The 13,216-nt window shown below is 58.2% G+C and carries 10 protein-coding genes; 9 read left to right on the top strand and 1 reads right to left on the bottom strand.

Annotated features, from left to right (window positions below):
• Nucleotides 1-37 precede the first annotated feature (37 nt).
• From I6F33_RS17160 to I6F33_RS17145, 4 genes are all read left to right on the top strand, one after another.
• Nucleotides 38-247 (top strand): hypothetical protein, encoded by a 210-nt coding sequence (locus I6F33_RS17160; protein WP_225143451.1) that lies wholly within the window; start codon nt 38-40, stop codon nt 245-247.
• 1,040 nt (nt 248-1,287) lie between these two features.
• On the top strand, nt 1,288-2,232 hold the full coding sequence (locus tag I6F33_RS17155) for a patatin-like phospholipase family protein (protein ID WP_225143450.1): 945 nt from the start codon (nt 1,288-1,290) through the stop codon (nt 2,230-2,232).
• A 9-nt stretch (nt 2,233-2,241) separates the two neighbouring features.
• Complete coding sequence (locus tag I6F33_RS17150) at nt 2,242-3,114, top strand: nucleotidyltransferase (RefSeq protein ID WP_225143449.1); 873 nt, start codon at nt 2,242-2,244, stop codon at nt 3,112-3,114.
• 73 nt (nt 3,115-3,187) lie between these two features.
• Nucleotides 3,188-3,724 carry a hypothetical protein gene (locus I6F33_RS17145; protein WP_225143448.1) on the top strand — a complete coding sequence of 179 codons (537 nt, stop codon included), beginning with the start codon at nt 3,188-3,190 and terminating at the stop codon, nt 3,722-3,724.
• 131 nt (nt 3,725-3,855) lie between these two features.
• On the opposite strand, the gene I6F33_RS17140 is transcribed toward I6F33_RS17145, so the two are convergent.
• The gene (locus I6F33_RS17140; RefSeq protein WP_225143447.1) at nt 3,856-4,191 is read right to left on the bottom strand and encodes a hypothetical protein; all 336 of its coding nucleotides are present in this window, start codon (nt 4,189-4,191) and stop codon (nt 3,856-3,858) included.
• A gap of 68 nt (nt 4,192-4,259) precedes the next feature.
• Between I6F33_RS17140 and I6F33_RS17135 the strand changes: the two genes are divergently transcribed.
• From I6F33_RS17135 to I6F33_RS17115, 5 genes are all read left to right on the top strand, one after another.
• Nucleotides 4,260-6,521, top strand: a complete 2,262-nt coding sequence (locus I6F33_RS17135; RefSeq protein ID WP_225143446.1) for a DUF2235 domain-containing protein — start codon at nt 4,260-4,262, stop codon at nt 6,519-6,521.
• Between the two features lie 148 nt (nt 6,522-6,669).
• Nucleotides 6,670-7,479, top strand: coding sequence for a S1/P1 nuclease (locus tag I6F33_RS17130; protein ID WP_225143444.1), 810 nt, complete (start codon nt 6,670-6,672; stop codon nt 7,477-7,479).
• 82 nt (nt 7,480-7,561) lie between these two features.
• Complete coding sequence (locus I6F33_RS17125) at nt 7,562-9,220, top strand: recombinase family protein (protein ID WP_225143443.1); 1,659 nt, start codon at nt 7,562-7,564, stop codon at nt 9,218-9,220.
• Between the two features lie 773 nt (nt 9,221-9,993).
• Nucleotides 9,994-10,743 (top strand): SOS response-associated peptidase, encoded by a 750-nt coding sequence (locus tag I6F33_RS17120; RefSeq protein WP_225143521.1) that lies wholly within the window; start codon nt 9,994-9,996, stop codon nt 10,741-10,743.
• Between the two features lie 74 nt (nt 10,744-10,817).
• A complete protein-coding gene (locus I6F33_RS17115; RefSeq protein WP_225143442.1) occupies nt 10,818-12,974 on the top strand; it encodes an exonuclease domain-containing protein in 2,157 nt (718 codons plus the stop codon).
• The last annotated feature ends 242 nt before the right edge of the window (nt 12,975-13,216 follow it).

Genomic DNA, 13,216 nt, shown 5'->3' with positions numbered 1-13,216 from the left:
ATCAAGACCACCGTCCCTAGCCATGCAGCAGGCAAACATGGTCATCCGCACCATCCAGGCCACCACTTATGGCGGGGTCCGGCCGGTCTACGTGACCTTGCCGCGCGTCGAGCAGCTGATCGCCGAGCACCCGGAAAAGTACCTCCACGCGCCGCCGCCGTTCGAAAACCGCGACTATCGCCGGATGGGCGCCGGCACGCACGGGCCGTCGACGCAAACCATGGCGCGCCTGACGGTCGCGCCGTGAGGACTGCCGCGAACTCAACAGGCGACTTGCCGCGCTCGCGTCACGAGGCATTTGGGCTCCGCTCATCCAGCTTGTCGGTCTCTGCGCTGGCGCAACACTCGAGCGCAGAGAGAGCCACGGGTTTATTCGCGCAAACGCACAGAAACGAGGCTGTGGCTGTTCGTAACTGAACGAGCGCCTACGTTGCTCGTTGCGTGGCCACGGTCTACGGGTCAATGTTCGTCGTGCTCTCGCGCTGCAAACTATCACCCCGTAATCGACCGGTGTTTGAGGTCGCCACTTCGTGATGCCGTACATATCCCGAAGTCGATAAGGTGATGTCGCTTCGGACGTGAGCCCGAAACGGAAAAACCCTCCCGTTTGAACCGGGAGGGCCTCCGACTACGACAGTGTCAATCACCCTTGCACAGATGATGGAGAAACTATCGCCATGAGACCCTGCACCCCTGCGCCCAAACCGTCAACTCCGGAAAACCCCGATCACCCGCGAGAACGCCCTCGAACCCCGCGCCTTTTCGCAATTGTGATCAAATGTTGGAAGTGGCTCGACATTGGTGTGATCTACAAGGGCTGACATTAATCAGTGAGCCCATTCAACTGGCTGAAACTTAGTTGGATGGGATCGCTGCGCGTCCGGCGGCCCTCTCGCCACCCCTATGCGGGCGGCTGGTCGACGTTCAATCAGGGTTGGTTTCGAATCACCTGGATGGTTCATCTCGCAATAGGCTTCTTCCGTGGGCCTTCGACCTCCGAAAAATTGGGAATGGTATTCTGCTCGCCAACGGACCTCCTCAATGGAAGTCCATTTTCGGTTTGGAGACCAGCGTTGCGCCAACCTTTCTACATCGTCCCGGCTCTCGGCCACGGCGACAGCAACTCGGTTTGAACCTTCGGCAATGAGTTCGTACGTTTTCAGTATCATACCTATATAGCCTCTATCCGGAGCAAGCCGGCACTCTACGACTAAATGGCGAGCTACTCCACTTGCGTAACCGGAGGTCGAGGCAGTATTTTGGGCTATTTGATTTTGGCAGCCAATCTTGAACGACGTTCTTGCCGAGCCCGCGTCGCTATTCCGAGTGCTCTGCCTTGATGGCGGAGGGGCCAAAGGATTCTATACACTTGGCGCTCTCAAAGAAATCGAGGGCATGCTTGGATGTCGGATTTACGAAAGGTTTGACCTGATCTATGGGACATCCACCGGGGCCATCATTGCAGCCTTGCTTGGGCTTGGTCGATCAGTCGATGAAGTGGAAGCACTCTACCGTAAACACGTCGTGTCCATCATGGCTCGCTGGCTACCAAGCAAAAAAACAGCGGCCTTGGAAGCACTTGCGACAGACGTTTTTGGCGAGTTGAAGTTCGATGCGTTCAAAACAGAGATGGGCATTGTTGGAACGAGGTGGGTCGAAGAACGGCCAATCATCTTCAAAACCGGTGGGAAACAAGCGTTCTTAGGAAAAGCCACGTTTGAGCCGGGCTTCGGCTGCACCATAGGTGAGGCGGTCGTCGGGTCCTGCTCCGCGTATCCTTTTTTCAGGAAGAAGATGGTCGTAACCGGTCGCGGCGAGCGGATCGAGGTTCGCGACGGGGGGTTTGTTGCAAACAATCCGACACTATACGCGATTGTGGATGCGACGGAGTCCCTTGGTCATTCCAGACAAAACGTGCGTGTAGTCAGCATCGGAGTGGGAGAATATCCGCCGCCCAAGCTTCCTGCATGGAGCCTACGCAAGTGGGTAAGCAAATTACCTCCAATGATTTTCCTTCAGAAAACAATGGAGATCAGCACTCAATCAATGGATCAATTCCGAAAAGTGCTTTTCCGTGACGTCGAAACGGTGCGGATTCACGAACGATACACGCAGCCAGACCTGGCTACTGACATGCTGGAAGTGGATTTGCAGAAGCTCAATTTACTTTGGCAGCGCGGGAGAGATTCGGCGCGGGACGCTGAAGCAGATCTTAGACAATTACTACTTTAGGGGTTTCAGGTGGCGATCGAAGAACGACAGCTCGAGACTTGGGCCAACCACCCATCATCCAAGCAGTTCACTGATACATATCAATCCATCCGGGCCAACCTATTGGACCCCGCAGCACCGTACCCTGTTAAAAACGTACAAGTGTTCCTTCAAGGCTCCTACGGTAACGACACGAACGTGTACGGCGATAGTGATGTTGACATCGTATTGCAGCACACGGGCGCATTCTATTATGACAGCTCACGGTTGACCCCGAAGGACCTGGAGGCCTTCAAGACGATATATCCGAAGGATGCCGACTATGGTTATCCCCAATTCAAGCAGCATGCTGAAGCATGGATAACGCGACTATACAACGACACCCGATTGGGACAGAAAGCTGTATTTGTGCCGGGTAATAACGGTCGGCGAAATGCAGATATCCTCGTCTGCGAAAGTTTTCGTCGGTACAATTCGACTTACGACTCGTATCACAACGGCGTTGCCTTCTTCAGCGGCGGCAAGCGCATCGAAAATTTTCCGAAACAGCACTCGGACAATCTTACTGCCAAGCATCAGGCAACTAACAACAACTTCAAACGTATGGTTCGGGTATTCAAGAACATGCGAAATTCGATGATAGAAAAGAAGCTGCTCGCTGAGGGAATCGCTCCATCCTATTTCATTGAAGGTATGCTTTGGAACGTGCCGAACGATAGGTTCTTCGGCAATTATCGTGAAATGTGGGCTGCGTGCTTTAATTGGGTTAACAGCAACGACCCATCCAACCTGACGACCGGGAGCGGTATGCACTGGCTGGTCAGAGATAATGAGAATGTTTGTTGGCCGTCCGCCAATTTCCAGACCTTTACTGCCGCCCTCAAAAAATACTGGGAGATGTGATTGCGGTTAGCAAAGCCGTCCCATCGACGGTTCAACTGCCGCCTTCAACAGGCTCGAATCCATGGGAGTAAACATGGCAAAAGGCAAAAAGCGCCCGGAGAGGGCAATCGTAGACGAACTATTCTCGCATCATCTTGGTTACGAGCTTTGGATGCTCGACGCTCTTTACGGAGAACTGAATTCGGGCAAATACCCTCAACATCTTCACAATGCCCACGTTGAGTCGTTCCACCTTCATGCTCGCAACGTGCACGAGTTCTTCACACTCAACAGCAACTGCAAAATTGACCCCCGCTGGTTTGCGACAGGGTTCGAAGTCAACAAAGGCTTCATGAATGATGAATTGGTCAAAAAGATCAATCAGCAGATGGCGCACCTGACCGCCAAGCGAATTATCGGCGAGGGGCAGCTCGATCAAACGCATTGGAAAGAGATTAAAGACAGCATTGATGCCGAGGTTCGGCGTTTCGAGTCCACCTTAACACCTGAGTACAAGAGCATCTGGCGCAAGCCGAGGTCGATTAGCGCAGGTGACGGAGGAGCAAGCTCACTACCTACCGCGATAAAGACGACGACGCTTACGCCACCCGTTGGCAAGCTTACGAAATAAACATCTTTTGAGCGCAGCGCACCGGCCACATGGAGCGCCCGCTGATGATACCCCGCTTGCCTCCAGCACCCTGACAACGCGACCGTCTTTTGCTCTGAAACAGGGAGCCGACCCACTGTCATCTCCACGTTTTACTTCCGTTCCCTTTCGAACCGCTCCATCACTGGCAAGAGGTTCGCCCGCAGGGTAGTGCCATCAGACAGCCTCGCCACGAGCTCATAGCCGACGACATCAAGCGAACGAACGTGCACGCCATCGCGGCCAGGTTCACCAGGCTTGCCGTGCATGCCCTTCGCGCTCAACACCCAGCCTTCACCAGGCAGCGGTCCGGGATCATCGCGCACGGCGCGCCACTCGCAACCGTTGAAGGCGCAGGTGTCGTATTTGAAGTATCGCGCGCGCGGATCATGCAGCCCGTGACTCGGCCGAACGGCTCCCGTGTCGGCTCGCCGCCGATCGCTATCCAAGGTTGAAATCTTCCCGGCACCTGTTACTCTTACTGTATTCACTATATCTTTTCAGGGAGGGCGCTCGCATGGCCAGCCCCAAGGTTATTATCCTGTCTGACGGCACCGGTAACGCCGCCTCAAGCGTTTGGCGCACGAACGTCTGGCGGATGTTTCAGGCGCTTGACCTGCAAGGCAACAGCCAGGCCGCGAAATACGACGACGGCGTAGGTACCTCGTCCTTCGTACCGCTCGCGGTGCTGGGCGGCGCATTCGGATATGGCCTCAAGCGCAACATCCTCGAGGCCTACAAGTTCATCTGCCGCAACTACGATCACCAGAACCACTCGAAGATCTATCTCTTCGGCTTCAGCCGTGGCGCGTTCACCGTACGCGTCCTCGGCGCGCTCATTCTTCAGCAGGGCCTGGTTGTGGCGGATACCGAAGCGGAGCTGCACAACGGCGCAGTCAAGGCTTACAGGGCGTACCGGGCCAAGGGCTACCATTCGATCTTGCAGATCGAGGTGGTCTTCCGCGCCTTGCGCGACTACGTCCTGGTGCCGGTGCTCGACCTTGTGCGAGGCAACAAACCCTACGCCGAAATCGACCGCAAGGACGTCCCTTCCATAGAATTCATCGGCGTGTGGGACACGGTCGCTGCCTACGGCCTGCCTATGGATGAGATGACGCGTGGCGTCAGCAACTGGATCTGGCCCCTTGAACTTCCGAATCGGATCTTGAACCCACGCGTCAAATGCGCAAGGCACGCACTTGCACTCGACGATGAGCGGACGACCTTCCACCCCGTGCTCTGGACCGAGGAAGGCGAATCCAAGCCCGCGGTCCCCATCACCATTGACGACGAGCGCCTGGTCCAGGTCTGGTTCGTCGGTATGCACGCCAACGTGGGCGGAGGTTATCCCGACGATGCCGTATCGTTCGTGCCGCTGTCCTGGCTTGTCGACGAGTCCATCAAGCGTGGTCTCGTGTTCAAGGAGGCTCCCTTCGCAGACCCCGACTCCATCAAGCTGATCAATTCAGCGCAAGACAAGGATGGCCGCCTTTATGACTCGCGGTCCGGCCTCGGCTCCTACTATCGCTATGGCCCACGGAAAGTCTCTGATCTCTGCAATGACCCGGATGTAGGCGTCAGCGTCAAGTTGCCGAAGATCCACGAAAGTGTGTTCGACCGCATCGACAGCGGTTGCAATGCCTATGCTCCGATCGGCTTGCCGCCGGAGTACCTCGTGGTTTCCCGCAACGGCAAGCTCACGCCGCTCGGGCCGATGACATTCGAGACGCCAGCGGGCGCGACCGCGCGCTTTGTGGCTCAGGAAAAGCTCTGGAATTTCGTCTGGATGCGTCGGCTGGCGTATTTCGCGACCCTGGCCGCCACGCTGCATCTTGCGGCGTTCTGGCTGTTCCACGACCGCATCAAGGAGCATGAGTTCGAGTCGCCAATCCGGATGGTCTCCGAATTGGTGCGGTTCATCGAATCCTTCCTGCCGAAATCACTCCATTGGTGGACGGACTGGTACGCCGCGAACCCTGAATGGTTCGCCGGCGGCATCGCCGCCGTGATCCTGCTTATGGTTCTTGGCAGCAGCCTTAGCGCCAAAATCAAGGACCGGATGCGCCTGCTCTGGCGGGATCGGGCGGCGCCGGTGCCGCTCTCTGGCCTGATGCACGACGCCATTTACGCGTTCAGGACCCACCCGCTCTATCAGTTTATTCTCCGTGTCGGGAAGCGGCACATCCTGCCGCTATTTTTGGTCGTGGTGATGGTCTGGCTCGGTGCGACTGTCGCGAGCCATTTCCTGTTCAACGTCGCGGATTCGATGGGAGCATTCTGCAAGGGCACGGCGGAGGCTACGCTTATCCCGGTCAACAAGGGCATCGACCAGGACGGCGCGGACTTCGCAACATCTGCGATTTGTGCGCCAACAGGCCTGAAGGTCTTTTCCGGTCGCTCGTATGAGATCAGGATCGCGGTCACCGAGCCTTGGAACGATGCGGAGCGGCCGACCACACCCGCTGGCTTTCGGACCTCCACGGTCGAGCTTGCCAACCGGTGGAAGTTTCGCAGCGCCATTTTCCTTCGCCGGATCCTGTTCAGGCCCTGGTACCGCATCATCGCGCGGGTGGGCGAGACCGGCGTGGACGAGTATTTCCTTGATCCCCTCCCGCTTCCGAACACCACACCGCAGACGTACAAGGCAACGTTCAAGGCTGCACGCAGCGGTGAGCTTTTTCTCTACGTCAACGACGCAGTGATCGGCCTGCCATGGCTCAGCGACACGTTTTACCCGAACAACGGAGGTAAAGCGAAGGTGACCGTCAAACTCCTATAGCCTCAGGAATTTGGCGAAGTACTAAATTGAACTGGCGTTCAATTTACGTTGGCGCGGAGGCATCTGGTTTTGTCCGGGCGACGCGCTTCTCCTCGACAACCTCAAGTGATAACCTCCGACCATATTGTCTCAGGCATGAGGTATCGGCATGCGCCGATTTTCATTAGCTGCTGTTTTCCTTCTCGCGTTTTGCACCCACGCCTCGGCATGGGGTGACGAAGCCCACAAGATCGTTTGCGAGATTGCCTACCGGCTCGCCCAGCCCGATACGCGCGCAGCGATACGGAAACTGATCCAGGCGGACAAGGTGTTCGACACCTTTTCCGCCTCCTGCGTATTCCCCGACCATCCGCGCATTCGCCGAACAGAGCACTTTATCAATCTGCCCCGCGACGCGCACGGGGTCACAGGAGACAACTGCCCGAACGCTCCAGAATGTGTGCTCACGGCCATCCTCAACGACTCCAAGGTTGTGAACTCGAAGCACGCCAAGCGGGCCGACAGGCTTATTGCGCTAAAGTCGCTTGGACACTGGGTCGGCGACATCCATCAGCCTCTCCACGTGTCGTTTGAGGACGACCGCGGAGGAAACGATATAAGGGTGAACGGCGAGTGCTCGGGCAATCTGCACGGCACCTGGGATAGTTGTCTTGTGACACACGCGGTCGGGCCCGATGTCGATGACGCGGCTTCTGACCTGATTGATGCCATTACTCCTGCGATGAAAACCAGGTGGATTTCGTCAGATCCCAGTGATTGGGCCAACGAGTCGTTTGCAATCTCGAAAGCCGCGAAGACGGGCTATTGCGTGATGCATGGCTCCTCCTGCGATCAGCCCGAGGGCAGCGTGACCATCAGCACCGAATACCTCTCTGCGAACGAACCCATCGTGAAAGAACAGCTTCAGAAGGCGGGAGTCCGGCTGGCAGCCCTGCTCGATAGCATCTTCGCCGACTAACGTCGGGCAAATTCGTCTTGAAATCCTTCATGCCGAGTAGTGTAGTTTATTTGACGCGGCACTCCCTAACTCGGGAGAACCCATGGCCAACTCGCTGGTCCTGCGCAAAGGAACCGACCTGGCACGGCGCGTGCGGGCGAAGCGCGCCGCGCAATATGTTCGGATGTCGAGAGACCTCCAACGTTATTCCATCAAGAACCAGCTCGCCGCGATAGCCGCTTATGCACAAGCTAACGGCCTCACAATTGTAAGGACCTATGTCGATGAAGGGCGGAGCGGCCTGCGCATCAAAGGGCGGCCTGGTCTCATCGAACTCATCGAAGATGTCGAATCAGGTCAGGCCGACTTCGATCAGATCCTCGTCTATGACGTCAGCCGGTGGGGACGCTTCCAGGACACCGACGAAAGTGCCTATTACGAGTTCCTGTGCAAGATGAACGGTGTCCGCGTCGAGTACTGTGCGGAGATCTTCAAGAATGACGGCAGCTTCCTTTCAGGTATGGCCAAGTACATGAAGCGAGGTATGGCCGCTGAATGGAGCCGAGAACTCGGGGTCAAGGTGCACACCGGACTTTGCCGGGTCGCAGGCCTCGGCTACCGCGTCGGCGCTCCCGTCGGCTACGGCCTACGCCGAATAATGGTTGACGAAAACGAACACCCAAAGGCAGAGCTCAACAAGGGCCAGTATAAGGCTTTGCAATCAGATCGTGTTCGGCTGCGACGAGGCTCGGCCGAGGAGGCCGCCGTCATCCGGTGCATCTTCGATCAATTCGTCCATGCTAGGAGATCGTACAGCGAGATACGGCGCGATCTCAACGACGCGAACATCGGCAGCCATAATGATCGACCTTGGACCGATCGGATGATCCCGACAATTCTCAGCAATGAAAACTACATCGGAAATACCATCTATAATCGAACCTCGCGCCGCCTAGGGCAAAAGCTCGTCAAAAACCCTTCTCATGCCTGGGTCCGCGGGGCCGCTGCGATTGAGCCCATCATCGATCCAGACATTTTCACACGTGCTCAGAAACTGCTCGCTGAGCGACGCGTCGAGATTCCGGAAGACGAAATGCTGATGCGCCTCCGCGTCGTGCTTCGCCGACGAGGGAAACTCAACTCCCGCATCATCAACACGACGCTCGGGCTCAACCATGTTTCGTCTTACGTCAAGCACTTTGGATCGCTACGCAACGCTTATTCGCAGATCGGCTACGTCTCACCACGAGATTGCGACTGGCTGGATACCCGGAAGTACTGGGCCAGCGAGCAAGCAAGGCACGCGAACGAACTTGCCGAAGTCCTCAGAGCCGATGCCGGTCTTCAGCCCGAGCTTGCTCAGGACGGCATAGCCCTCGATGTCAACGGCGCTCGCCTGGTTTCATTTCTCGTTGCAAGACAGCTCCGCACGCGAGGACAAGATCACGCACCGCAGTGGAAAGCCTACCGCAGGCACATCTCCTCGGGCCTGCTTGCAGTGATGAGGCTAGACGTAACCAACAAGACCATCGAAGATTACGTCTTGTTGCCCCCCAAATTGCGGGCAGGCCGATACGTCTGGCTTTCAACCGGTGCCCTCGCTCGGCATCGCGGGGTCTACTGCGCGGGTATGAGCGATTTGATCAAAGCGATCATGGCCACATTGACGGCCAACCATGACGTGCCAGCCATGTCAGCGCGGCAGAACACGCCAGCGAAAAAAGGCCACCCCAAAGCTAGGAACGGCCGCGGGCGGCGCTGATTGATCGCAGGTATAAATAAGCTCCGAGCAGTGTGCCGTAATTCCTTCGAAAATCGCCATTCAGCTTGGCAATCTTCGATAGCTCAGACGTATCAAGATCATTCGACATGGGCTGGCTTCCGCATTGAACCAGCACCCTATGAACCACTGTTTTGCCCGACGCCACAAGACAATTTCGGTAAATCAAAATATCTTATGTCGAGATTGACCTATCCGTTGCGTTTCCGGTGATAGGCCCCCCAAGCTGCAGCGGCTGGCCGTCCAATCGACTCGACCGTATGGTGTTTCTCATGTCTGCCGCCCGCATAATTAAGCCGCCGCCGATGTCGGGAGGCGATCGCAAACACTACGCCCGCGAGATTCACAAGGCGGAGGTCACTTTCGCGCATCTGCTCGAGCAATCGGCGACCGCCCACGCGGCCGCCGATGCTGCCCGTGCCAAAGCTTACGCGCTCGACTGCGCCGCCTGGAACACGGCCCTCTTCATTGGTGAGCTCGACCACGCCTCCCCCACGATTGCTGCGGCGCTCGCCGGCGGGTTCCCGTTGCTCGAGGTACGCTGCGAATACTGCAAGCACACCGAGATGATCGACCTCGCATTAGTAGTGCAGCCGCGCGATCGGCAGGTCGCACTGATGCGCAGCTACCTCTACTGCAGCCCCTGCCAGCGCACTCTCGGCAAGAAGCGACGGCCCGACTTGGTGGGTCTGCGCCCGGCCGGCGATCCGCAACCTGCAGCACCCTCACGGCGAACGAAAAAAGGCTTCCTGACGATGTGCAACCTCTACTCGATCACCACGAACCAGGCCGCCATCAGCGCGCTGTTCCGCGTGGTCAACCAGTACGTCGGCAACCTCGCGCCGATGCCGGGCGTGTTTCCTGACTACAACGCGCCGATCATCCGCACCGGCGCCAGCGGACGCGAACTCGCGACCGCGCGCTGGGGTATGCCGTCATCTTCGAAAGCATTGATGGACGCAACCAAGAAGCGTGCCGAGAAGCTGCAAGCCAAACGCAAGACCGTCAATTTCAAGGAATTGCTCCGAATGGAGCCCGACAGCGGCACGACGAACATCCGCAACGTGAAGAGCAAGCACTGGACGCGTTGGCTGGGCGTGGAGAACCGCTGCGTGGTGCCCTTCAACTCATTCAGCGAGTTCAACAAGGCCGAGGGCGGCGACATCTGGTTTGCGCTCGACGAGAGCCGTCCCCTCGCCTGCTTCGCAGGCATCTGGACAAACTGGACCTCGGTCAGAAAGGTCAAGGAAGGCGAGACCACCAACGACCTCTATGCGTTCCTCACAACGGAGGCGAATGCCGAAGTCTTCGCCGTCCACCCAAAGGCCATGCCAGTGATCCTGACGACGCCCGAAGAGGTCGAGATCTGGATGACGGCTCCGGCGGATGAAGCCTTGGAACTGCAACGGCCGCTTCCAGACGGCGCGCTGCAGATCGTCGCGCGCGGCGTGAAGGAAGACGCGGGGCCGGCGACGGCAGATGTCGGCGGCTCTGGTCATCCTTAGCCGGTCGAGACGCTTGACTCTGAGGGCGGCGTCAGAACAGAAATAGAACAAACGATTCTGCCGCGAAGGTCCGCTTGGCCAAACTGCCCCAACTGCCCGTCTACTATTACCTCGACCACTTCGCCGAAATGCTGGGGTTCGTGCAGCGGACGTACGCCCCCGTGCTTGGTCCGGAGCATCACGCCTTCATAGCGCGGTTCGAAGGCCTATCGAGAGATGCACAATGTCTGCTGGTCCGCATGATTAACAGGCGCGGTGCCATATTCAATCGCTCGCTGTTCAACTATTCCGAGATCGATGACGTGGAGCGGGCGGCATCCGACCTGACTGCGGCCGGTCACGCTCGCGAGCTCGGCGAGGCCGACTATGCGGCCTTCGTCTCATGCCTGCCAAAGGACATCCTCGTTACTGGCGCGCAGGCGGCCGGGCGAGGAGATGTCCGGAAATCTTGGTCGAAGCCGAAGTTCATCGACTACTATCTGGAGCGCATACCCTTTTCCGTCGCCGCGCAGCACTGCGGCGCCCGCAACTTCATCGCGCTCGACGGGACGCGGCCGATCGAGTTCCTCCTTTACCTTTACTTCGGTAAGACCGAGGTCGATCTGAAGAACTTCGCGCTGCGAGACCTGGGAATCCTCCGCACCAACCGCGAGACCTCGTTCAGCGCGCGCTTCACCGATGCCGAGGAGGCGCTGGCCTCGTTCCATTACAGCCAGGTTCTGGCCAACTTGGAGGATGGATCGGAGGCTGCCCACAGAGGGGCCGCCATCGACGTGCTCGCCGGTCCCCCCTGCCCGACCCAGTTCGCCGCCGATCTCCGCTGTCGAGCCGCGCATCAGACCGCGCTTTTCTTCGAGAAGGCGGGCGAGAACGATCTCGCCCGGCAGCTCTACCGTGCCGGTCCGTCGCCGGACTGCAACGAGCGCTTGGTTCGCCTGCTCTACAACACGGGCGACAAGGCGGGGGCTGAAGCGCTGCTGCAGCGGATGATCGATGATCCCGCCAGCGATGGCGAACATCTCTTCGCCACCGACTTCTACGCCCGTAAGTTCGGCGGCAGGCGTACGGGCCTTTACACCGCACTTTTGCGGTCCGGCCGCACGATCACCGTGGACGACACCTATCGCGGCAATCCCGAAGCAGGCGTCGCGGGCGTGCTGCGGCGCGACGGCACCGAGGTTTTCTTCACCGAGAACGTGCTGTGGCACACCCTGTTCGGCCTGCTCTTCTGGGACGAGCTGTTCGAGAGCACCCGCATGCCCAGCGGGTTTGATTGGCTACCGCACTGCCTGAAGGACCGCAGCTTCAGTCGGCTTTTCGCGGCGATAATCGACGAGAAACTAGCAGCTATCGCGTGCGGGTCCGGCCTTCCGCTGATCCTCCGCACCGTGGCAGCGAGATGGGGCCGCCCCAACGGGATCTTCAGCTGGGATCACGTGCAAGTGGAGGCGCTGCGCGCGCTGCTCGAAGGATCCGATCCTGCCGGCCTCGCCAGCATCGTGGGCAACATGTGCGACGATTTCCGCGGGATGCGAGACGGCTTCCCGGACCTGATGCTTGTGCGCGACGGCAAGGCATCCTTCATGGAGGTCAAGGCAGAGGGCGATGTGATCCGCCGCAACCAACTGACCCGCCTCCGCCAGCTCGGCGCAGCCGGCATCGAGGCGGAGATTGGCCGGGTCGATTATCGATTTGACCCTGAGCAGGATTACGTGGTGGTCGACATCGAGACGACCGGCTCATGGTCGAACGGCGACCGCATCACTGAGATCGGCGCTGTGAAGGTCCGCAACCACCGTGTCGTGGACGAGTGGCACTCTCTCCTAAACCCGCAACGTTCCATTCCGGCGAAGATCGTTCAACTGACGGGCATCACGAACGAAATGGTTCGGGACGCACCTCTGTTCGCTGAAGTGGCGGACCGCTTCATGGAGTTCATGGGGGACGGCATCTTCGTCGCCCACAACGTCAGCTTCGATTACGGTTTCATCTCCTACGAATTCGAGCGGATCGGGCGACGCTTCAGGTTTCCGAAGCTCTGCACCTGCGCGGGAATGAGGCGCCGCTATCCGGGACACAAGTCCTACGGACTGGGCAAGCTCTGCGAGATTTATGGGATCGAGCTCGAGAATCATCATCGGGCCCTCTGCGATGCCAGAGCCTCGGCGCATCTGTTGAATCTGATCAATCAAAAGCGTAGCCAGGAGAGGCTTGAGGCTGAAGCGGCTTAGATGCACTCTGGTCGGAGGGTTCACCGCAATCAAGAAGTCGGCCAGTTCAGCGCGGCATAGCTCGCTACTGCCACAATCGCAAAAGCTCCGATCAGAACCAAGACGTAAGTAGCCATACGCGAAGAACGATCTTGGCGTCGGTGTGTTCCGGCCAGCGGACGCGACAACAGCACCGCTAGGAGGGATTGTGCCAAATTCCCTGAAGAGCTCGGTTGGTGCAAAAGTGAACTTTCTGTCCAGGT

The organism is Bradyrhizobium sp. BRP20 (assembly GCF_020194215.1).
Classification (GTDB): domain Bacteria; phylum Pseudomonadota; class Alphaproteobacteria; order Rhizobiales; family Xanthobacteraceae; genus Bradyrhizobium; species Bradyrhizobium yuanmingense.
The sequence above is the reverse complement of the archived record's forward strand: the minus strand, read 5'-3'. Positions and strand labels throughout refer to the sequence as shown.

What these genes read in the sequence shown, in the direction of transcription:
- I6F33_RS17145 (WP_225143448.1), top strand. Translation starts at nt 3,188, where the DNA reads ATGGCAAAAGGCAAAAAGCGCCCGGAGAGGGCAATCGTAGACGAACTA.
- I6F33_RS17130 (WP_225143444.1), top strand. Translation starts at nt 6,670, where the DNA reads ATGCGCCGATTTTCATTAGCTGCTGTTTTCCTTCTCGCGTTTTGCACC.
- I6F33_RS17125 (WP_225143443.1), top strand. Translation starts at nt 7,562, where the DNA reads ATGGCCAACTCGCTGGTCCTGCGCAAAGGAACCGACCTGGCACGGCGC.
- I6F33_RS17160 (WP_225143451.1), top strand. Translation starts at nt 38, where the DNA reads ATGGTCATCCGCACCATCCAGGCCACCACTTATGGCGGGGTCCGGCCG.
- I6F33_RS17135 (WP_225143446.1), top strand. Translation starts at nt 4,260, where the DNA reads ATGGCCAGCCCCAAGGTTATTATCCTGTCTGACGGCACCGGTAACGCC.
- I6F33_RS17120 (WP_225143521.1), top strand. Translation starts at nt 9,994, where the DNA reads ATGTGCAACCTCTACTCGATCACCACGAACCAGGCCGCCATCAGCGCG.